21 protein-coding genes and 1 tRNA gene are annotated in these 20,693 nt (G+C 71.1%); 10 read left to right on the top strand and 12 right to left on the bottom strand.

The window, feature by feature from the left end:
• Positions 1-9: 9 nt before the first annotated feature.
• The gene (locus AQJ91_RS03585) at positions 10-750 is read left to right on the top strand and encodes a TerD family protein (RefSeq protein ID WP_067016242.1); all 741 of its coding nucleotides are present in this window, start codon (positions 10-12) and stop codon (positions 748-750) included.
• A gap of 53 nt (positions 751-803) precedes the next feature.
• Here AQJ91_RS03585 and AQJ91_RS03580 read toward each other — a convergent pair whose 3' ends face one another.
• Positions 804-1,544: a TerD family protein gene (locus tag AQJ91_RS03580; RefSeq protein WP_067016240.1), complete on the bottom strand. Its 741-nt coding sequence runs from the start codon at positions 1,542-1,544 to the stop codon at positions 804-806.
• Between the two features lie 197 nt (positions 1,545-1,741).
• Between AQJ91_RS03580 and AQJ91_RS03575 the strand changes: the two genes are divergently transcribed.
• Genes AQJ91_RS03575 through AQJ91_RS03565 form a run of 3 tightly spaced genes read left to right on the top strand, consistent with a single transcriptional unit; the run spans position 1,742 to position 6,308 of the window.
• Entirely contained in the window at positions 1,742-2,908 is a 1,167-nt protein-coding gene (locus tag AQJ91_RS03575) for an HpcH/HpaI aldolase/citrate lyase family protein (RefSeq protein WP_067016239.1), read from the top strand.
• A 38-nt stretch (positions 2,909-2,946) separates the two neighbouring features.
• On the top strand, positions 2,947-5,484 hold the full coding sequence (locus AQJ91_RS03570; protein WP_067016237.1) for a phosphoribosyltransferase: 2,538 nt from the start codon (positions 2,947-2,949) through the stop codon (positions 5,482-5,484).
• Positions 5,484-6,308: an HAD family hydrolase gene (locus tag AQJ91_RS03565; protein WP_067016235.1), complete on the top strand. Its 825-nt coding sequence runs from the start codon at positions 5,484-5,486 to the stop codon at positions 6,306-6,308. The genes AQJ91_RS03570 and AQJ91_RS03565 overlap by 1 nt, the downstream gene beginning before the upstream one ends.
• A 15-nt stretch (positions 6,309-6,323) precedes the next feature.
• Here AQJ91_RS03565 and AQJ91_RS48660 read toward each other — a convergent pair whose 3' ends face one another.
• A complete protein-coding gene (locus tag AQJ91_RS48660) occupies positions 6,324-6,536 on the bottom strand; it encodes an FmdB family zinc ribbon protein (protein ID WP_079084647.1) in 213 nt (70 codons plus the stop codon).
• A 379-nt stretch (positions 6,537-6,915) separates the two neighbouring features.
• Between AQJ91_RS48660 and AQJ91_RS03560 the strand changes: the two genes are divergently transcribed.
• Positions 6,916-7,371, top strand: a complete 456-nt coding sequence (locus AQJ91_RS03560; protein ID WP_324617968.1) for an amidase domain-containing protein — start codon at positions 6,916-6,918, stop codon at positions 7,369-7,371.
• Positions 7,372-7,392: 21 nt separating this feature from the next.
• Here the strand turns inward: AQJ91_RS03560 and AQJ91_RS03555 are convergent, their stop codons facing one another.
• Entirely contained in the window at positions 7,393-8,793 is a 1,401-nt protein-coding gene (locus tag AQJ91_RS03555) for a hypothetical protein (RefSeq protein WP_067016233.1), read from the bottom strand.
• A gap of 73 nt (positions 8,794-8,866) precedes the next feature.
• The gene (locus tag AQJ91_RS03550; protein ID WP_067016231.1) at positions 8,867-9,637 is read right to left on the bottom strand and encodes a DUF4097 family beta strand repeat-containing protein; all 771 of its coding nucleotides are present in this window, start codon (positions 9,635-9,637) and stop codon (positions 8,867-8,869) included.
• 359 nt (positions 9,638-9,996) lie between these two features.
• On the opposite strand from AQJ91_RS03550, the gene AQJ91_RS03545 reads away from it, so the two are divergent.
• Positions 9,997-10,068 (top strand) — tRNA-Val (locus AQJ91_RS03545).
• A 47-nt stretch (positions 10,069-10,115) separates the two neighbouring features.
• Here the strand turns inward: AQJ91_RS03545 and AQJ91_RS03540 are convergent.
• Positions 10,116-10,457, bottom strand: coding sequence for a hypothetical protein (locus tag AQJ91_RS03540; protein ID WP_067016229.1), 342 nt, complete (start codon positions 10,455-10,457; stop codon positions 10,116-10,118).
• Positions 10,458-10,665: 208 nt separating this feature from the next.
• Here AQJ91_RS03540 and AQJ91_RS03535 point away from each other — a divergent pair, with 208 nt between their 5' ends.
• Positions 10,666-11,049, top strand: a complete 384-nt coding sequence (locus tag AQJ91_RS03535) for a hypothetical protein (RefSeq protein ID WP_067016228.1) — start codon at positions 10,666-10,668, stop codon at positions 11,047-11,049.
• 67 nt (positions 11,050-11,116) lie between these two features.
• Here AQJ91_RS03535 and AQJ91_RS03530 read toward each other — a convergent pair whose 3' ends face one another.
• Together AQJ91_RS03530 and AQJ91_RS03525 are read right to left on the bottom strand one after the other, a co-directional pair.
• Entirely contained in the window at positions 11,117-11,500 is a 384-nt protein-coding gene (locus AQJ91_RS03530; RefSeq protein WP_234381792.1) for a mycothiol transferase, read from the bottom strand.
• 34 nt (positions 11,501-11,534) lie between these two features.
• On the bottom strand, positions 11,535-12,485 hold the full coding sequence (locus tag AQJ91_RS03525; protein ID WP_067016226.1) for a ketopantoate reductase family protein: 951 nt from the start codon (positions 12,483-12,485) through the stop codon (positions 11,535-11,537).
• Between the two features lie 307 nt (positions 12,486-12,792).
• Here AQJ91_RS03525 and AQJ91_RS03520 point away from each other — a divergent pair, with 307 nt between their 5' ends.
• Positions 12,793-13,026 carry a DUF2277 domain-containing protein gene (locus tag AQJ91_RS03520; protein ID WP_067016224.1) on the top strand — a complete coding sequence of 78 codons (234 nt, stop codon included), beginning with the start codon at positions 12,793-12,795 and terminating at the stop codon, positions 13,024-13,026.
• 59 nt (positions 13,027-13,085) lie between these two features.
• Here the strand turns inward: AQJ91_RS03520 and AQJ91_RS03515 are convergent, their stop codons facing one another.
• From AQJ91_RS03515 to AQJ91_RS03495, 5 genes are all read right to left on the bottom strand, one after another.
• Entirely contained in the window at positions 13,086-13,703 is a 618-nt protein-coding gene (locus tag AQJ91_RS03515) for a DedA family protein (RefSeq protein ID WP_067016221.1), read from the bottom strand.
• A gap of 237 nt (positions 13,704-13,940) precedes the next feature.
• Positions 13,941-14,393 carry a DoxX family protein gene (locus AQJ91_RS03510; protein WP_067016219.1) on the bottom strand — a complete coding sequence of 151 codons (453 nt, stop codon included), beginning with the start codon at positions 14,391-14,393 and terminating at the stop codon, positions 13,941-13,943.
• 91 nt (positions 14,394-14,484) lie between these two features.
• A complete protein-coding gene (locus AQJ91_RS03505) occupies positions 14,485-16,377 on the bottom strand; it encodes an FAD/NAD(P)-binding protein (RefSeq protein WP_067016217.1) in 1,893 nt (630 codons plus the stop codon).
• Positions 16,378-16,502: 125 nt separating this feature from the next.
• Positions 16,503-18,134, bottom strand: a complete 1,632-nt coding sequence (locus AQJ91_RS03500; protein WP_067016215.1) for an alkaline phosphatase D family protein — start codon at positions 18,132-18,134, stop codon at positions 16,503-16,505.
• An 86-nt stretch (positions 18,135-18,220) separates the two neighbouring features.
• Positions 18,221-18,865: an HNH endonuclease family protein gene (locus AQJ91_RS03495; RefSeq protein WP_067016213.1), complete on the bottom strand. Its 645-nt coding sequence runs from the start codon at positions 18,863-18,865 to the stop codon at positions 18,221-18,223.
• Positions 18,866-19,239: 374 nt separating this feature from the next.
• Between AQJ91_RS03495 and AQJ91_RS03490 the strand changes: the two genes are divergently transcribed.
• Positions 19,240-19,827 carry a TMEM165/GDT1 family protein gene (locus AQJ91_RS03490; RefSeq protein WP_067016211.1) on the top strand — a complete coding sequence of 196 codons (588 nt, stop codon included), beginning with the start codon at positions 19,240-19,242 and terminating at the stop codon, positions 19,825-19,827.
• Between the two features lie 172 nt (positions 19,828-19,999).
• Positions 20,000-20,665 carry an HAD family hydrolase gene (locus tag AQJ91_RS03485; protein ID WP_067016209.1) on the top strand — a complete coding sequence of 222 codons (666 nt, stop codon included), beginning with the start codon at positions 20,000-20,002 and terminating at the stop codon, positions 20,663-20,665.
• Positions 20,666-20,693 lie beyond the last annotated feature (28 nt).

Here is a 20,693-nt window from a genome sequence, read left to right as displayed (position 1 = left end):
GGGGGCGGAATGGGCTTCTTGGACGGACTCTGGCGCGGGCGGGAGGCCGACTTCGACTCGGGCAGCGCGTCGTCGAACGCGATCGAGCTGACCAAGCGGCACGATCGCGTGTCGCTGACGAAGCAGGGGGCGGCGACCGGGCACCTGCGCATCAATCTGACCTGGCGGATGCGGACGTCCGACTTCGGGGGGTCGCAGCGGGAGAGTCTGCTGCGGCACCCCTTCAAGGCGCTCAAGCCGCCGGAGGTCATGGGGCACAGCCAGAGCATGGTCAACGTCGACCTCGACCTGGGGTGCCTGTACGAGCTGATGGACGGCACGAAGGGGGTCGTCCAGCCGCTCGGCGGCTACTTCGGGGACGTCAACGCGGCGCCGTACGTCAAGCTGAGCGGGGACGACCGGTTCGGGTCGGCGTCCGGCGAGACGATCTACGTCAACCTCGATCATCGGGAGAACATCAAGCGGTTGCTGGTGTTCGTGTACATCTACGACCAGACGCCGGCGTTCGATCGGACGCATGCGATCGTGACGCTGTATCCGAGCAATGGGCCTCGGATCGAGATAAGCCTGGATGAGCGGCATCCTCAGGCTCGGTCGTGTGCGGTGGTGATGATCGAGAACGTCAAGGGGGAAATCATCGTGCGGCGTGAGGTGAAGTTCGTCTACGGGTTCCAGGCCGAGTTGGATCGGTTGTTCGGGTGGGGACTGCAGTGGGGGCGGGGATACAAGACAAAGGCGGAACGGGCGTAGGGCCTGATCCGCCTGAGAGCTCGGGGCTTCACGTGGGACGGCGGGGCGTGCCTCTACCGCCCGATGAACTGTGGCCCTTGGGGCGGCAGGCGGAAATCCTGGCTCGCGGGCATGGTCACCGGGGGCGGGTAGCCATAGCCGCCCGGGGCTTCTGCGGTGGCCGGGGCCGGCTGGGGGTAGCCGTAGGCCGGCTGGGACGGTACTGCTGCCGTTGGCTGTTCCGGGGGGAGGGGGTGGGAGAGTTCCGGGGCCTCCGACTCGTCCACCGAGATGCCGAAGTCCGTGGCCAGGCCCTTCAGGCCGTTCGAGTAGCCCTCGCCCAGGGCGCGGAACTTCCAGGTCTCGCCGCGGCGGTACAGCTCGCCGCAGATCAGGGCCGTCTCCTTGCCCGTCTCCGGCTTGATGTCGAAGTACGCCAGCGGTTCACCGTCGGCGGCTGCGTCGTACAGCAGGATGCGCAGGCCCGGTACGCGGTCGAAGGTGGTGTCCTCCGCCGAAGCGACCAGCAGAATCTGACCGACGTCGGGCTCGACACCGGCGAGATCTGTCTGGATCGTGTCGGTGGGGCCCTCCGCGACCCTTTTCTTGCCGAGCCGCCAGACCTTCCCGGAGGGGTGCCGGGGCTGGTTGTAGAAGACGAAGTCCTCGTCGGAGCGCACACGACCGTCGGGGCCGAGGAGCAGCGCCGAGGCGTCGACATCCGGGACCCCCTGCCCGGGCGTCCAGCGCAGCACGGCGCGCACCGTGGTGGCTTCCAGCGGGACGTTCGACCCCTTCAGCATGGCGTGCGTCATGCGGTCATCCTGCCCTCTCCGTCCTGGTCACGACAACGCGGGGGTGCGTGTCCGTGGGTGTCCGTGCTTGGCCCGTGATTGCCTGCGTTACCTGAAATTCATGCCCGGTGGGAACCCTTGACATGGGTCTCTACGTACTATTACCGGCCACCTGTGAATGGTTCACGGGGGCCGTACAGCCGCCACGGGGGAGTTCTATGCGTCATTTCGGGCACATCGCCCCTGAGGTGCGGCAGCGCCTCTTCCACCAGGAGCCGTGCGAGTTCTCCGCCGACTCCCCGGCCCGGCTGCTCTCCGTGGCCCTGGGCGCCACGCTCTACAGCCCGGCCACCAGACCGCGGCTCGCCGACGACATCGTCAAGCAGACCGGGCGCGGCGTGGTCTCGATGGTGCTGTGCCTGGAGGACTCGATCGGCGACGAGGACGTCGCGGCGGGCGAGGAGAACCTCGTCCAGCAGTTCACCGAACTCGCCGGACGGGGGCAGGAGGATCTGCCGCTGCTGTTCATCCGGGTCCGTTTCCCCGAGCAGATTCCCGACCTCGCGCGGCGGCTCGGGCCGGCCGTCCGGCTGCTGTCCGGATTCGTGCTGCCGAAGTTCACCGAGGAACGCGGCATCCCCTTCCTGGAGGCCCTCACGGTCGCCGAGGCGGCCAGTGGGCGGCGGCTCTTCGCCATGCCCGTGCTGGAGTCGCCGGAGCTGATGTACCGGGAGTCGCGGGTGGAGACCCTCGAGGGGATCTTCCGCGCGGTCGACAAGTACCGGGAGCGGGTGCTCGCGGTGCGGCTGGGTGTGACCGACTTCTGCTCCTCGTACGGGCTGCGCAGAGCGCCCGACATGACCGCCTGGGACGTCCAGATCGTCGCCTCCGTGATCGCCGACGTGGTGAACATGCTGGGGCGGGCCGACGGCACCGGGTTCACGGTGACCGGGCCGGTGTGGGAGTACTTCAGGGTCCAGGAGCGCATGTTCAAGCCGCAGCTGCGCCGCAGCCCCTTCCTGGAGGGCCAGGCCGAGGAACTGCGCGAGGCCCTCATCGAGCACGCCATGGACGGGCTGCTCCGCGAGATAGCCCTCGACCAGGCCAACGGTCTGATGGGTAAGACTTGTATTCACCCCTCGCACGTACTGCCCGTGCACGCGCTGTCGGTGGTCAGCCACGAGGAGTTCAGCGACGCCCAGGACATCCTGCGGCCCGAGCGCTGCGGCGGGGGCGTGCTGAGGTCGGCGTACACGAACAAGATGAACGAGGTGAAGCCGCACCGGGCCTGGGCCGAGCGCACGATGCTGCGTGCCGAGGTTTTTGGTGTGGCCCATGAGGACATCGGCTTCGTGGACCTGCTCGCAGCCGGGATCCCGGACTGAACCGGCTTCCACTCACGGGTTTCAACTCATAGGGACGCATGAACAACGCAGTGAACAACGGGGTCTGGTCCGGCAGCTGGGTCGCCGAGCGGCTCGGTGTCGAGCTCGTCGGCGGCGAGGAGCTGACCGACCTGCTGGGGCTGGCGCTGCGGCGCAACCCCAAGCGGGCGCATCTGCTCGTCTCCAACGTGCTGGGCAAGCACGTACCGCAGTCGCCGTCCGTGGTGTACGGCTACGGCTTCGCCCTCGGGCGGCGGGTGCGGGACCTGCTGGGTGCCGAGGAGGCGGCCGCCGCGGTCGTCCTCGGCTACGCGGAGACCGCCACCGGCCTGGGCCACTCCGTCGCCGACGGCGTGGGCGCCGCCCCGTACCTGCACTCCACCCGACGCCCCGTCGCGGGCGTCCCCCAGGCGGGCGGCTTCGAGGAGTCCCACTCGCACGCCACGTCCCACCTGCTCCTGCCGGAGGACCCGGCCCTGCTGGTCGGCGACGGCCCGCTGGTCCTGGTCGACGACGAGTTCTCCACCGGCAACACGATCCTGAACACCATCCGTGACCTGCACGAGCGCTATCCGCGCGGGCGGTACGTCGTGGTGGCCCTGGTGGACATGCGCTCGGAGGCGGACGCGGGCCGGCTGGACGGCTTCGCCAAGGAGATCGGCGCGCGAGTGGACCTGGTGGCGGCGGCCTCGGGGACTGTAAGGCTCCCGGAGGGGGTGCTGGAGAAGGGCCAGGACCTGGTAGCGAGGCATGAGGTCCCCCACCTGGGGGCGCGGGGCGGTGACATATGCGGCTCCGCCGCGTGGGCGCGACCGGCCCCCACCGGCCCGCAGCCGAAGAACAACATCACGCGGGTAGAACTGTGCTGGCCCCGCGGCCTCCCCGACGGCGGCCGCCACGGCTTCACCCCCACGCACCGAATACGCCTGGAGAACGCCCTCCCCGCAATGGCCGCACGCCTCGCCGAGGCCCTGCCGCAAGACGCCCGCCGGGTCCACATCCTCGGCTTCGAAGAGCTGATGTACGCCCCGCTCCGGCTCGCCCGTGAGCTGGAACAGGTCGCGGACGTCGAGGTGCGCTACTCGACCACGACCCGCTCACCGGTCCTCGCGGTCGACGACCCCGGGTACGCGATACGCAGCCGCCTCGCCTTCCCCGCCCACGACGACCCGGCCGACGGACCCGGCGAGCGGTACGCCTACAACGTCGCGGGCGCCGGTTTCGACGCCGTCGTCGCCGTGGTCGACTCCGTCGCCGACACCCCCGGACTGCACGCCCCCGACGGGCTGCTGGCCCAGCTCGCCGCCCACACCCCGCGGGTCCTGCTCGCGGTCGTACCGTCGTACGCCCCCGCACCCCTGTACGTCCCCGAAAGGCCCGCCATGCTGCCCGAGCCCCTCCGCGGCCCCGCCTTCTCCTCGTACGCGCCCGAGGAGGTCGGCTGGCTGCTCCAGGACCTCTCGGACGTGACGCTGGAGGCGCCGACCGAGGAGCGCGAGGAGGCGATCCAGAGCGGCGGCGCGCACTACGCGGAGTCGCTGCCGGTGGAGTACCAGCCCAGCGAGCAGTATCAGGAGCTGTTCCAGGCCGCCCTCGAGGCGTCCGCCGCCCGGATCGCGCAGGCCGTCGGTGCCGTCACCGAGATCGTGCTCGCGGAGCTCCCCCACTCTCGACTTCGCTCGAGCGGGGGGACCCCCATGCCGCGGCCGGTGCTCGTCTCGCTGGCCCGTGCCGGCACACCCGTCGGCGTCCTCATGCGCCGCTGGGCGCAGTTCCGGCACGGCCTCGACCTGCCGCACTACGCCGTCTCGATCGTGCGCGGCCGGGGCATCGACGCCAACGCGCTGCGCTGGCTGGCCGAGCATCACGCCCCGTCCGACGTCGTGTTCGTCGACGGCTGGACCGGCAAGGGCGCCATCACCCGCGAACTGGCCGACGCGATCAAGGAGTTCGAGGCGTCCGAGGGTGTCACCGGCTTCGACCCGGAGATCGCCGTGCTCGCCGACCCGGGCTCGTGCGTGCGGACGTACGGCACCCGCGAGGACTTCCTCATCCCGTCCGCGTGCCTCAACTCGACGGTTTCGGGCCTGATTTCGCGGACCGTGCTGCGCGCCGACCTCGTCGGTCCGGACGACTTCCACGGCGCGAAGTTCTACCGCGAACTCGCCGGCGCGGACGTCTCCGTGGACTTCCTGGACGCCGTGGCCGCCCGCTTCCCCGAGGTCGCCGACGCGGTGGACGCGCAGGCCAAGGAGCTGCTGTCCGGCGACCGCGCGCCGACCTGGGAGGGCTGGGCGGCCGTCGAGCGGATCAGTGAGGAGTACGGCATCCACGACGTGAACCTCGTCAAGCCGGGCGTCGGCGAGACCACGCGGGTGCTGCTGCGCCGGGTGCCGTGGAAGATCCTGGCGCGGGCCGGCGCGGGCGCCGACCTCGACCATGTCCGGCTGCTGGCAGAGCAGAGAGGGGTGCCCGTCGAGGAGGTCGCCGAACTCCCGTACACCTGCGTGGGGTTGATCCACCCCAGGTACACGCGGGGCGCCACCGGCGCCGACGGCAAGGCGGTGACGGTCTGATGCCGGTACTGGTGGCGAGCGACCTCGACCGTACGCTCATCTACTCCTCGGCGGCCCTCGCGCTGACCATGCCGGACGCGCGGGCGCCCCGGCTGCTCTGCGTCGAGGTGCACGAGGCCAAACCGCTGTCGTACATGACGGAGACGGCCGCCGGACTGCTCTCCGACCTCGGCGACGCGGCGATGTTCGTGCCGACCACGACCCGGACCCGCAAGCAGTACCAGCGCATCAACCTGCCGGGCCCGGCGCCGACGTACGCGATCTGCGCGAACGGCGGGCATCTGCTGGTCGACGGTGTCTCCGACGCCGACTGGCACGCGCGTGTGCAGGCCCGGCTGGCCGACGAGTGCGCGCCGTTGGACGAGGTGTGCGAGCATCTGATGGCGACGGCCGACCCGGCGTGGGTGCGCAAGCACCGGAACGCCGAGGACCTCTTCGCCTACCTGGTCGTCGAGCGCGAACTGCTGCCCGAGGAGTGGGTGAAGGAGCTCGCGGTGTGGGCGGAGAACCGCGGCTGGACGGTGTCGCTGCAGGGCCGCAAGATCTACGCCGTGCCCAAGCCGCTCACCAAGAGCGCCGCCATGCACGAGGTCGCCCGCCGCACCGGCGCCGCCCTCACCCTGGCCGCCGGTGACTCCCTCCTCGACGCCGACCTGCTGCTCGCCGCGGACCGCGGCTGGCGCCCGGGGCACGGCGAGCTGGCCGACGCGGACTGGACGGCCCCGGAGATCACCGCACTGCCCGAGCGGGGCGTGCTGGCCGGCGAGCGGATCCTGCGGGAGTTCCTGAGGGCGACCCGCACGTCTCTCCAGGGCAGGCCCTAGCTAGGCCTCTTGGGGTCAGCCGCAGCAGCCCCCGCCACAACATCCGCCCCCGCCGCCCGCCTTGGGCGCGGGGGCGTTCGCCGTCCCGCCCACGGCGACCGTCGACAGAAGCTTCACAGTGTCGCCATGACCAGCGGGGCAGTCGGCGGGGTCGGCGGACTGCGCCATGGGACGGCTCAGTTCGAAGGTGTCGCCGCAGGTGCGGCAGCGGTACTCGTAGCGAGGCATGCGCTCAGGTTAGTCGGCATGACCGGAAATCGTCCCTCCGTACCCCCTGTTGATCACTCCTGTCTCATTCTTGTGTGGAGAAGTTTAAAAGATCGCTGATAACTTTCGGTCAACGCGAGGAGGAACCCCCGACCACGGGTTCACCGCGCACCACGACCTCACCTTCACCCTGCGCCCGGACGGCACCTGGCAGCTGACGGCCGTACGGCGCACCGACGAGGGCCCCCGCCCGGTCAACGAGCCCGTCCCGGCGGCGGAGCCGGCTGCCGCCGCCCCGCCACGGCTCAGGGCGATCTTCGACGCGCCCCGCGCGGCCACCACCACCCCGGCGCCCGCCAAGCCGAAGAAGCTCACCGGCGGCACGTACAACTACGCGGCGATGGCGACTTACACCGAGAAGTACTGGAAGGACTACAACCCGGAGTACCGCAAGTACAACGCGCTCGGCGGGGACTGCACCAACTACCTCAGCCAGGGCCTGCTGGCCGGCGGCTGGAAGCAGGTCTCCGCGTCCACGCCTGAGGAGTACGACACCTGGTTCTACCGGTCCAACGGCACGTCGGGCTCGTGGATCGGCGTCAACGAGTGGTCCTGGTTCCCCCAGACCGACAAGCGGACCACCGCGCTCGCGAACGTCTACCAGATGGACGTCGGTGACGTGACGCAGATCGACTTCAACAAGGACGGATCCAAGGACCACTCCATGATGACGACCTATCGCAGCTCCGGCGGTGTCCCCTACCTGACCTACCACGACGTCGACACCTACCGGCGCTCGCTGGCGAGCCTCGTAGCGGCGTACCCGAACGCGGCGTACTACGCCTACCGCACCTGACCGGCCCGCGCGGGGCCGTGCTCAGTGGGCGGCCCCGCGCTCCTCGCGGATCTGGGAGACGACCCGCGACACGTTCCGCCGCACCGCCTCCGTCTCCGTCAGGAAGTGCCAGTAGTCCGGGTGCCGGCCCTCCAGTGTGCCGATCGCCCGCTCCAGCCGGGCCACCGAGTCGTCCAGCGGGCGCGCGTGCCGCGGGTCGGGTGTGTTGCGGCCCGCCATGGCCAGCCGCTGGGCGTCCCGGATGGCGAAGCGGGTGCGGTCGATCTCCTGCTGGGGGTCCTTCTGCACGGCGTTCAGCCGCCGCAGCCGGTCACCCGCGGCGGACACCGACTCGTCGGTGCTGTTCAGCAGCGCCCGCACGGTCGACAGCAGCGCGGTGGCGTCCGGCCAGCGCTGCTCGTCACGGGCCGCCTGCGCCTCCTTCAGCTTCAGCTCGGCCTGCCGTACGTTCTCCGCGGCGTGCTCCGGGACGCCCTGCAGGTCCTGCCAGCAGGCCGCCGTGAACCGCCGCCGCAGCTCGCTCAGCACCGGGTCGACCTGCCCGGTCCGGGTCGTCAGCGCCTGGGCGCGGGTACGCAGCGACACGAGTCGGTGGTCGATCTCGGCGGCCCTCTCCGGCAGCCGCTCGGCCTCCACCCGGACCGTCTCCGCCGCCCGCGCGACCCGCTCGGCACGCTCCAGGGTCTGCGGGACGCCATGCTGCCCGGCGCCCTGGTTGAGCCTGGTCAGCTCCGGGGCGAGGGCGGCGAGCCGGGCCGCGAGGTCGTCCGCCCGCAGCCCCGACTCCCGTACGGTGTCCAGCGCGTTCGACGCGGTCAGCAGCCCCTGCCGGGCACGCTCGACGGCCGGGGCCAGCCGGGCCAGCTGGGTCTCCGCCTTGCCGAGCAGCGGACCGAGCCCGTCCGTGAACCGGTCCAGGTCCTGCTTGACGCGGCCCAGCTCGTCCTTGGCCTGGGTGAGCTCGGTGCGGGCGCGGGCGGCCGTCGAGGCCTCCAGGTCGTCCCGGTCCAGATCGTGGGCGTCGACGGCGTTGATGTACTGGTGGCTGGCCTCGTCGATGCGCCGGCCCAGCGCCTCGAAGTCGGCGACCGCGCGCCGGGCGGCGGGGGAGGCGTCGACCGCTGTGATCGTCTCGATCGAGATCCGCAGATCGCGCTGGGCGGTGTCCAGTTCGTAGAACGCGGCCGCCGCGGCGTCCTTCGCGGCCTGCGCCTCCGCCCGCTGACTCTCGGCCCGCCCGCCGAACCAGCGCCGGGTGCCGCCGCCCGCGAACGCGGCGAGCAGCGCCGGCGCGGCGAGGACGGGGAGGGCGACCAGGGTGAGGGTGTCCCTGATGGCGTGCCTGGTGGCGTGCCGCACGGGGTGGCGCGGTGCGCGCGGCACCGACGGCGACCGGTACGACTGCGGAGGTGTCGCCGTCACATCCCTCTCCCGTGCTGTCATTCACCCTGCCCGGTTCATTCTCCCACCGGTTTAGGACGAACACACGGGCCGGTTAGTTCGCGGTTCGGACCGTGACCTTTCCGTCGCCCGTGCGGGCGTCCACGATGTGCGCGCTGGAGTCGTCCCGGGGCACGGACACGTCCACCGCGCCGTCACCGGTCTCCGTCGTCACCTTGTACCTGGCCTCCGGCAGCTCGATCGTCACGGAGCCGTCGCCGCTGCGGGACTCCACCAGGTCCGGTACGACGCCCAGTTCGAGCCGCACCGAGCCGTCACCGGTCTCGGTCTTCACCCGGCGCGAGGACACGTCGGCGCGCATGGAACCGTCGCCGGTGCGCAGATCCAGCGGTCCGCTGGAGTCGGTGACATGCACGGATCCGTCGCCCGTACGAATGCTCAGCGCCTCCCGGAACCCCCGCGCCCGCACGCTGCCGTCCCCGTCCTCGACCTGCACGGCGACACCGCGCGGCACCTCGATACGGTGCTTGGCCGAGCAGTCGGCGACCACGCCGCTGCACTTCATCCTGAGCACCAGCCGGTCGTCCTCCATCTTCCAGCTCACCTTGGGATCCTTCCCAAGGGCCACGGACCCCTGCCACCACCGGGTGACCTCGACGGTGCCGGACTTGTTGTCGTCGGAGGCGACGATCTCCAGCGCCGAGTCGTCGGAGTCGACGGTGAGGGTACGGCCCTCAAGGGCGAAGGACCGGTGGTCGGGGTCCTTGTCGTCACCGGCGGAGGCCCCGCACGCGGCAAGACCGGCGACAAGCACCACGACGGCCCCGGCGACGGCGGCCGCACGGGCGGGAACGGTACGGGCCATGAGGATCTCCCCCTGAGACGGACTACGACGGTCCTTCGACCGCTGGTTCGACCGTACGGATCGGGGGGCCGGCGGGGGATCCGGGATGCTCCCGGATCGAGAGGGGGGTTATCCCCCGGTATCCCTCATTGAGGCCCGGCTGGTCCGGCCGCTGGGTGCCAAGGCCGACAAACGGGCCGGGCTGCCGCGCGGGTACGCCACCAGGTGGGAGTGGCATGCGAAGTCCCGCCGCCTCTGCGTCCTCCGCGACCGGCTTGCTGCTCTGGAAGCGGACTGGGCGGCGGGCCGGGTACCTGTCCGGACCGGGATACCGGTTTGCAGGACAGGGCCCGGGACAATGTAGGCTGTCGGCCTGTCCCGGGTGCGTAGCTCAGTGGTAGAGCGCCTGCCTTACAAGCAGGATGTCGGCGGTTCGAAACCGTCCGCGCCCACACCATCGCAAGACCCCGGCCGTTTCCCGGCCGGGGTCTTCCGCGTCTCAGCTCTCCGCCGCCCCGGGATCCTGGGCGTGCTTGAGCTTCATGCGGGCGTCCACGCGCTCCGCCGCCGCGATCTCCGCCCAGAAGCGGTGCCCGCTCACGAACACCGCGAGTTCGTGCTCGCGCTGTCGGAGCTTCTCCACCTCGGCCTGTTCGTCGGCCGTCCAGCCGGGTGAGGCAGGGCGCTCGCGCTTGCGCCAGCCGTTGTCGTCGCTGAAGCCGTCCAGGGGTGCCACCGACCAGGGGAGTCGCTTGAGCAGGGCCGACAGCTCGGCCCGGACCTGATGCAGCTCCTCCTGACCGGCGAGGAGGTCACTCGGAAAGTCATAGGTCGTTGCCACACGGCAATGCTACGCCTGTTCGATTTTGAGGTGCGAGTCTCTTCGGGGTTCAGGCAGCGGATGTGTGTGACCGAGCGCTCCACTTGGCCCTGAGCTCTTGAGTGCGGGAGTCGGCCTGCCGGGTCTTGGCGGCCCGCGCTTTCGAGCGGCAGGTTGCCTCTCGTGAGACGCCGTAGGCGCCCGTCGGCCTGGCGGGCAGACTGCGTCCATGCAGCTCCCCGCACAAGCCGTTGCAGTCGCCGTGCTGATCGAAGTCGTAAGGATCTCCTCCCTCCCGACCAAGCTGGGCACCCCATACCCCGGCGAGGTGGTCGCCCACTGGGCCGGGAACGAGGCCGCCGACGCTCTGGCCTTGATCGAGACCCTGCCCGTCGGCGAACAGCACCGCTGCGGCTTCTCGCCAGGCTGGAGCATCCGGGCATACGAGGACACCCTCGACCTGGCGTTGTTCGAGGCGGCATTCTGCTTCAGGTGCCACGAGGTCCGGATGCATGGAACAGGTGTGCCACCCGCGCTGGCCACGCAGTTCTTCGACGCGGACGCCCCGTCGGCCCAGACACTCCTGGCCCTCTTCCGCGAGGCGGCCCGGTAGCCGGCAGGCTTCCGGACTGAGCGCTCCAGTCGACCTGTCTGGCCAACTGGAGGGTTGTGGCCGTGGGTTACTCGCCGATGGCACCGTCGACGGCTTCGCGGAGGAGGTCCGCGTGGCCGACGTGGCGGGCGTACTCCTCGATCACGTGCTCGAGAACGAACCGCACATCCGTGTCGCCGAATTCCGGGTTCGGTACGAGGCGTGCAGGGTCGTCGGTCACCCGTGCGAAGACCTGCCGCGACTCCTCGCACGCCTCCAGGTAGTCCTCGTAGACGTCCCTGGCCGGTGCGGGGTCCGACTCGTCGTACCACTCGCCACCGGCAACGGTGACGTAGGTCCGGTAGGGGAAGAACTGAGGGGTGTGGCCCGCCAGTGTCCGCTGGAACCAGGCACGCTCGACCCCCTGCAGATGGCGCATGAGCCCCAGCAGGGTCAACGCCGACGACCGCACAGGCCGTTGCCGCAGTTGTGCCTCCGAGAGGCCCTCACACTTCCACAGGAAGGGCTGAAGCGCCCAGCGCTACCGTCAGCTCCGCGTCCCTCAACTCCCTTACCACGCGGGACGCCACCGGCACCGGCACCCCGTGCCGCTCGGCCGCACGGAGCAACGCGCCGCCGATCGCGTCCAGTTCGAGCGGGCGGCCCGCTTCAGCGTCGCGTTGCATGGACGACTTGGTCTGCGGTGGGAACGCGTCGTACCGGGCGAGGGTCTGGTCCGGGTCCGCCGGGGCACCGCAGGCGCTGCTGACCGCCGCCGTCTCCGCGGCCAGGGCCGTCAACTCCTCGCGGTGCCGGGTGCGTACGTCGCCCAGCGGGAGTCCGTGCCGGGTGGTGAGGAGGGCGAAGGGGGCCAGGAAGGTCATCTTCGCCCACAGGGTCGCCGTTTCGTCGGGGAGGACGCGGGTGGCCGGGCCGGCGTCCCGGAGTGCCTGCGCCAGTGCGGCCAGGCGGTCGCCCGGGACCGTGTCGCCGGTCAGGTCGATCTCGGCGAAGGGGGTGGCGTGTTCGATCTCGCCCGGCGCGACGCGGGTCGACTCGGCGCGGATGGTCGCCGGGGCGACGGTGTCGGGGCGGTAGCGGTCGCGCAGGGCGGCGGCGTGTTCGACGCCGTTCAGGAACGGTACGACGAGGGCGTCGCCCAGGGTTTTGGGCGGGACGCGTTCCAGGGCCGCGTCGAGGGCGGTGGCCTTGACCGCGATCAGGCAGGCGTCGACCGGTTCACGGAGCTCGGTGTCCGCCTCGACGCCGGCCGTGAAGTCGCCGAACACGGCGCTGCGGACGCGGATTCCGGACGTACGCAGGGTGTGTGCCGTCTCGTCTCCGGCCAGGCAGATCACGCGGTGGCCGGCCCGGGAGAGGAGCGCGGCGAGCAGGCCGCCTATGCCGCCGGGGCCGAGGACGGCCACGGTGAGTTCGTCGTTGGGCTCGTTCGTCATGTGGTGTGCTTCCTTTCGACGGTCGGCCCCGGGACGGTGGCCGCCTCTCGGATGATCATCGCAGCTACAGGCAGGCGAATGCCTTCGTCAGGGTGGGGCCGTCCTGGGTGGAGTGACCCCAGTGGCGGTGCTGTTCGCCGACGCGGCCCGCACTCCCCTCGTACCGGACGCCACCGGCTGTGGGGCCGCCGATGCAGTGGGATCTCCACTGTGGTCATGCTCTGCACAATCGGGCGGCGGCGCGGAGCTATTCCCGCCGGGTCCCTCCAGGGTCCCCCCGGGGCCTCTTCAGGGGCAGACTGGTGTCATGTGCCGCAGCATCAAGACACTTCGCCCGCCCGCGTTGCCCGAGGAGGCGACGGAGGACGAGATCCGGGCCGCCGCCCTGCAGTACGTACGCAAGGTGTCCGGCTTCCGGGCCCCCGCCGCCCACAACCGCGAGGTCTTCGACCGCGCCGTGGACGCGATCGCCGAGGCCACGGCGGAACTGCTGGAAGGTCTGGAGGTACGGGGAGCGGGCGCGGCCCGGAAGGCGGGGTAGCGGGTGTGCCGACGTCAGCGGTCCACGGGGCCTGCACCGGCCGCCCCCGCCTCCCCGCCCTACGCCGGCTGCCTCCGCATCAAATACCCCGCCCCTGCCCCTGCCGCGAACAGCGCTGCCACCGACACCAGCGTCGCCAGCCACGTCGTGCCCAGCCACTGGGCGCCGAAGTAGCCGAGGGCGACGCTGTACGTGGCCCAGGACAGTCCCGCCAGGGCGGACCAGGGGAGGAAGTCGCGGGCGCGGCGGTGGGCGGCGCCGGCGCCGAGGGAGACGACCGAGCGGCCGGCGGGGGCGAAGCGGGCGAGGACGACCAGGGCGCCGCCGCCCCGGGACAGGGCCCCGCCGAGACGTTCCTGCGCCGACGTCAGCCGGCGGGAGCGGGCGATCGCGCGGTCCAGGCGTTCACCGCCGCGCCAGGCCAGCCGGTACGCCACCAGATCGCCGAGCACCGACGCCGTGGCGGCGCAGAGCGTCAGTACCAGGATGTCGGGGGCCTGCTCCGCGGGGACCTGGCCGGTCGCGGCGCCCGCTGCCGCCGCCGTGGCCGCCGTGATCACCAGTACGCCGCTCGGCAGGACCGGGACGAACACGTCCAGAAGGACCGACAGGGCCACCAACGCGTATATCCATGGACTCGCGGTCAGCGAGCCCACATCCCCGAGACTGTCGAACACCGCAACTCCCCGTCAGACCCCCCGTGGCCAGACCGTGCCGCGGTGTCGCGGGGGAGCGGCAGGGGCGGCCCATAACAGCCATACAGCGTACGCGGGGGCTCCGACGGGAGTTTCACCGGGGGCTCGGGAGCCTGCCACAGGATGTTCACCTGGCAAGGGGCGCAAGAACGCACCCGAACGTAGGTTGCCGTACGCGAGTTCCCTGTGCACGGGGAACTCGCGTACGGCGGGGTTGGTTCAGGCCGCCACCGGCGTATGCTCCGCGCTCCGCCGCCCCTGCGCCGACGAGCGCCTGGCGAACAGCCGGTCCACGCCGAGGGCGCCGGAGCCGGTGAAGACGAGCAGGAACATCGCCCAGCAGAACAGTGCCGCGGACTCGCCGCTGTTCTCGATCGGCCACAGGGCGTTCGGCTGGTGCACCTTGAAGTACGCGTACGCCATGGAGCCGGAGCAGATGAACGCCGCCGCGCGGGTGCCGAGGCCCAGCAGGACCAGGCCTCCGCCGACGAGTTCGATGATGGCCTGGTACCAGTGGGGCCAGGTGCCGGCGGCCACGGTGCCGCCCTGGCCGTCGGCGCCGCCGAAGACGCCGAAGTACTTGGCGGCGCCGTGGCAGACGAACAGCAGCCCGACAACGATTCGGAACAGGCCGATGGCATACGGCTGGGCGCTGTTGAGGCGTCCGGTCATGTGGGGGACTCCCTCGGTCTGGGGTGACCGGCCCGGGTGAGGGACGGCCGTGGGGACGGATACCGATCGGTAACCCCCACGCTAGGCAGACCTAATCTATTGTTGCAAGTTCAACATTCAGCCATGGTTCCGCATCCGTTTTCCCTGCTGTCACACCCGCAACCGCACGTAGAGCCGCCCTGGCCACCGCGTCCGCGTCGGACAGCGTGACCGAATCCACCCCTGGCCGGGCCCCCGCCGCGGTCACCCAGTGCACACCCTCCGTGGGCACCCCGAACGCGAACCGCCGGGCGTGCACCCGCCCCTGACGGTCAATCAGACGGTACGGGCGTCGTGTCACGTCCAGCCCTCCGGTCTCGTAACCGTCGACCGTGTGCGGCCGGCACTGCCCGGTCTTCAGCAGCCGGGCCAGGAGATCGTCGGCCGTACGGCGCAGATCGGGCTCCGGGAGGCGGGCCTCCACGAGGGCCGTCACCCGCACCGCCGAGCCCGGCACCTCGGGCGAGTACGCCACCCAGGCGCCGCCCTCCTCCCGGACGTCCAGACGCGGCCCGAGCACCTCCACCACACCCGCCTCCATCAGCGCCACCAGCTCCTCGATACGGCGGCGCGGCGGGCCGATGGACAGGAAGGCGTTGAGCGGGGTGTACCAGCGGTCGAGGTGGTCACGGCGGGACGCGCCCGCGAGCCCGCCGTGGTCGACGATCTGCCGCAGCTCGTTGCGCAGGTCGCGCAGCACGTCCAGGGCCGCCTTCAGCGGGCCCGCCACATTGCCGAGGGCGGCATGCGCGGCGTCCTCGCGGAGGTGCGCGAGCAGCCAGTCCCGCCAGGCGTCGGGATCCGCGAAGTCATGGCCCGCGTACGGGCGCGAGATCCGGTCCCAGGACCAGCGGTCGGCCGCCGCGACCCCGAACTCTGCGAGCACGGCGGCCTCTTCGGGGCTGCGATGCATGGCGGCCAGGAAGCGGTCCCGGAAGCCGGCGGGGGCGCCGAGCAGGGCGTCGTAGTAGACCGTCTCGACCTCCTTCGCCACCAACGGCCATATCTCCGCCAGGAAGTCCGGCGCCTCGCCATTGTCGGCGCGCTTGCGGAACCGGGAGATCGCGTCGGGGGTGAGGACGAGCGGGAGATGGCGGCCGTAGGCGCCCTTCGCGTTGTCGCCGCGCGCCTGGTACGGGATGCCGCGCCGCGAACCGGCGTACAGGCGCGGCTCGTTGCCCGAGGGCAGATAGCGCAGGCCCGTGTCGGCACGGACGAAACGACCGCCGCGTCCCGTCGTCAACAGGGCCATGTGGTCGAAGAAGTTGAGGCCCAGGCCGCGCAACAGCACCGGTTCGCCGGGGGAGAGGGCGGACAGGTCGGCATCGGCCGGGTTCGCGGGCGGGACGTACCCGAGCCCGTGCCGTTCGGCGTACGCCGCCAGGTGGCGCTGCGCCGCGTCCGCCGCCGTCGGCAGATGGCCCTGCGCCAGGACGACCGCGGCCAGGCCGGACAGGGTACGGCCGTCGTCGAGGGTGAGGACCTGGTGGCCGTCGGGCGTGTCGTCCAGCCGTACCGCCCGCGCCGCGTACGTCTCGACCCGTACCGCGGCCGGCGCCCCGCGCACCACCTCGGCGAACACCCACTCCAGATAACGGCCGTACTGCGCCCGGGTCGGATATGCGTCCGGGCCCAGCTCACCGGCCGCCCAGTCGTACAGGCTGGGGCCGGGCCGGATCGGGCCCGAGCAGTCCACGCTGTCGTCGGTGAAGAGCGTCACCTGCGAGGCCACGGTGTTCATCAGCAGCTCGGGCGACTGCGCGGTCCGCCACACGCGTCCCGGGCCGGGCGGGGACGGGTCGACGACATGGACGGTCAGCCGTACGCCGGGCGGGAGCAGCTCGGCGGCGGAGGCGCAGAGACGTTCCAGAACGCTGGTGCCGCGAGGGCCGGCGCCGACCAGGGCGACCGAGACGGGTATGTGTTCCGTGGTCGGAGCAGACAAAGGGGTGACTCCCGGGCGTGTGGGGCGCGTGGCAGCAAACCGCCTACTGGAAGCGGACGGTCCGCCTCATCATGCCTTCGGGAGTCACGGAAGCCAACGCGAGTCTCAGACACCCCGTTTGTCACTCATGCGGTGGTCAGGGACGACTCCTCCACGGTTTCCAGCACCCCGTTCGCCCGTGCCTGCTCCAGCCGCAGCCGCGCCGAACGGCCGTTCAGCGTCAGCGTCATGAGCTGGTTGCCGAACCACGGACCGCCCGTTCTGCGCCAGTCGACCGGCGGCCGCGGACAGCCACCGTGCCCGGCGAACCGGCGCCCCAGCCACCGGGCGGGCGCACTCCAGCCGAACCGGAAGCCGAGGCGGATCGACAGCGGGATGGAGTTGTGGACGGGGGAGCAGGTCAGCTGGAGCACCCGGGCGTCCGGGCCGGAGCCGGACGGCCACGTCGGCTCGGCCACGTAGGCGTGGTGGACATCACCCGACAGCACGGCGACCGTCGCCGGCGCCTCGGGTCCCGACCCCGCCTCGGCGATCAGCGCCGCCAGCGCGTCGAACGACGCCGGGAAGGCCGCCCAGTGCTCCAGGTCGGCCCGCCGCCGCAGATCCTCCCCGAACCGTGCCCAGCGCGCTCCGCGCTCGCCCCGGCACAGGGCGGCGTTCCACCCCTCGGCATCGTGCACCAGGTGCGGCAGCAGCCAGGGCAGGGAGGTGCCGATGAGGAGATGGTCGTACGCACCTCGCGCGTCCAGCGCCTGTTCCCGCAGCCACCGCGCCTCACCGGGGTCGAGCATCGAGCGGCTGTCCTCGTCGAGGACCCGGGCCGCCCGCGTGTCCACCATCAGCAGCCGTACCCGGCCGAAGTCACGCCGGTAGCTCCAGCGCACGGACGCCGGGTCGGCGTCGGCACGGCAGGCGAAGGCGCGCAACTCGTCGGTGCCGTCCGGGGCCTGGCGTACGGCTGCGTAGAGCGGGTCGGCGGCCAGCTCGTCCGGCGACAGGTTCCCCAGGTGCTGATGGACCCAGTACGACATCAGCCCGCTGAGCAACCGCTCGCGCCACCAGCTCGTGGCCCGCATGTCGGCGAGCCAGGCGGCGGAGGTGTTCCAGTCGTCGATGACGTCGTGGTCGTCGAAGATCATGCAGCTCGGCACGGTCGACAGCAGCCAGCGCACCTCGGGGTCCAGCCACGATTCGTAGTAGAGGTGGGTGTACTCCTCGTAGTCCGCGACCTCGCTGCCCGGCGGGTCGCGCAGATCGCGGCGGGCGGCCAGCCAGCGGCGGGTCGTGTTGGAGGTCTCGTCGGCGTACACCTGGTCGCCCAGCAGCACCAGGACGTCCGGCCGCGCACCGTCCGGGTCGGCCGCCATCCGGGCCGCCAGGGTGTCCAGGGCGTCGGGGCCGACCGGGTCCTGCTCGTCGGCGGGCGGGGCGGCCCAGCGGCAGGAGCCGAACGCGACCCGGACCGGGTCGCGTTCGGCCGGGGTGCGGATGACCGAGGGCGGGAAACGGGAGTCGGCGAGCGGCCACACACGCGTGCCGTCGAGGAACACCTCGTACGCCGTCACCGTCCCCGGGGTGAGGCCGTCGACCGGCACCAGGGCGTAGTGATGGCCCGCCACCTGGAAGGTGCGGGACTCGCCGCCGGCGCCGTCCGCGCCGCGCACCTCGGCGGTGCACGGACGGCTCGCCTCGACCCAGACGGTCGCGGACGAGCCGTCGACGTACCTCAGCAGTGGTCCCAGCCGCAGTTCGGCCACCTGATCACCCTCCTCCGTCGCCCCGTACGGTACGGAACGAGGGAGGTGAGCGGGGAGGTTCCGGGCCGAACTCCTGGCGGAACGGTTCAGCAGTTGTTCAGGTAGCTGGTGAGCGCGCTCTTCTCGGCCGAGTCGACGGAGAGGTCGTAGTAGTACTTCACCTGGACCCAGGCGCGGACGTAGGTGCAGCGGTAGGAGCTGACGGACGGCATCCAGGTGGCCGGGTCCTGGTCGCTCTTGGACTGGTTCACGTTGTCCGTCACGGCGATGAGCTGGGGGCGGGTGAGGTCGTTGGCGAAGTTCTGGCGCTTGGTGCTGGTCCAGCTGTCGGCGCCGGAGTCCCAGGCCTCGGCCAGCGGCACGAGGTGGTCGATGTCCAGGTCGGAGGCGGCGGTCCAGGTGGCGCCGTCGTACGGGGAGTACCAGGTGCCGCTGGTCGCGGCGCAGGTGGAGCTGGTGACGACGTTCGAGCCGTCACGCTTGAGGACCGTCTCACGGGTGTTGCAGGAGCCGCTGATGGTGATCCAGTGGTTGAACAGGTCGCGGCTGTAGCCGGTGCGGTCCTCGGTCGCCACGGTGAGGGAGGCGAGGTAGGAGCGGGCGGTGGCGGCGCTGACGGGGGTCGGGAGCGCGGCGGAGGCGGTCGGGCCGTTGAAGAGCCCGACGGAGGCTATGAGACCGGTGAACGCCGCGAGTATGCTGAGCCGTCGACGCGCGTAGAACTTCGGCATGCGAACTCCCTTGGGGTGTGGGGGCGTTGGGGTGCGAGCGTAGGAATGCTCGCCACGCCGCATTACGGGGAAGTGTGCGCTGGGTAAGAAGTTAATGACGCGTGCATGACACGACAAGGTTTACGGCGAAACGATCTCGTAGGATGGGGAACGCAGAAGGGGAGTAGCTCTTCGCCGGACCGTCGACATACTGCTCAGCTCGTCCTGAGCCGGCGCCCGGAGGCGAATCCCGTACAGGGGTTGGCCGGCGAGACCTTCGGCAAGCAGTGCACATCCGTGCCGTACGGCACGGATGACATGTGTGCTGCCGTGCCGAGGTGTCACGCGTGCTGTGGAATGACTCTCGGTGGGGCAGCCCGACCGATTGAGGAACCTTGATCACCTTCACCGTGACGGCGGTCACCTTCGGTGTCGTCTTCCTGGCCGAAGTGCCCGACAAGACCGCGCTCGCCGGACTCGTCCTCGGCACCCGCTACCGCGCCTCGTACGTCTTCGCGGGCGTCGCCGCGGCCTTCGCGCTGCATGTCGCGCTGGCGGTGGCGGCGGGGAGCGTACTGACCCTCCTGCCCCAGCAGATCGTGCACGCGCTGACGGGCGTGCTGTTTCTGGGCGGCGCGGCGACGCTGCTCATGAAGAGGGATGGGGCCGATGGTGACGCGGAGATCCGGCGCCCGGAGAACCAGTCCTTCTGGAAGGTCGCGGGGGCGGGCTTCATGCTCATCCTGGTCGCCGAGTTCGGTGACCTGACCCAGATCATGACGGCGAACCTCGCCGCCCGCTACGACGACCCGCTGTCCGTCGGGCTGGGTGCGGTGCTGGCGCTGTGGGCGGTGGCCGGGCTCGGCATCGTCGGCGGAAAGGCCCTGATGAAGCGGGTTCCGCTGCGACTCATCACCAAGATCGCGGCCCTGCTGATGCTGGGCCTCGGGGTGTGGAGCCTGTGGGAGGCCGTGGCCGGCTGAGCTGAACGGTGGGTGAACTGTTTGCGGAGATGGTGGCGGGAACCACCCTCTGTTTTGTACCGTGGGGGAACAAAGTGGTTCCCGCCCGTTTTCCCTGACCGGCGGGCGGGACCACCTTGGCCCTCCGGGGGCTCCACTCGTATGCCCCCGGCCCCACGTCCTGGAGCTGCCGATGACGGCCACCGCCGTGCTCACCGCCCGCGCCCTCCTACTGGACATGGACGGCACCCTGGTCAACTCCGATGCCGTGGTCGAACGAATCTGGCGGCGCTGGGCCGAACGGCACGGCCTGGACGACGACGAGGTCATGAAGGTCGTGCACGGCCGGCAGGGCCACGCCTCGATGGCGCTGCTGCTGCCGGACCGCCCGATGGAACAGAACCACGCGGACAACGCCCGCATGCTCGCCGAGGAGACGGCGGACATGGACGGCGTCGTGGCGATTCCGGGCGCGCCGGAGTTCCTGGCCTCGCTGACGGGGCTGCCACACGCGCTGGTGACCTCCGCGGACGTCGCACTGTCCACGGCCCGGATGGCTGCCGCCGGGCTGTCACTGCCGGAGGTACGGATCACGGCGGAGTCGGTCGGCGGGAGCAAGCCCGATCCGGAGGGGTTCCTGAAGGGGGCGGCGGAACTGGGGGTCGCGCCTGCGGATTGCGTGGTTCTCGAGGACTCGGGCGCTGGCATTGAGGCCGGGCGGGCGGCTGGGATGCGGGTGGTCGGGGTGGGGGACCGGGCTGGAGCGTACGGCCCGGATGTGCTGGTGCGGGACCTGACGCAGGTGAAGGTCGAGGCCGTGGGGAACGGGAAGATCCGACTGCACGCCGGCCAGCAGTAGCGCCCTTGGGGCTGAGCCGGTGGGGAAC

It is taken from the genome of Streptomyces dysideae (genome assembly GCF_001514305.1).
Classification (GTDB): domain Bacteria; phylum Actinomycetota; class Actinomycetes; order Streptomycetales; family Streptomycetaceae; genus Streptomyces; species Streptomyces dysideae.
Note: the sequence above shows the minus strand (reverse complement) of the source record. Positions and strands in the feature narration are given on the sequence as shown.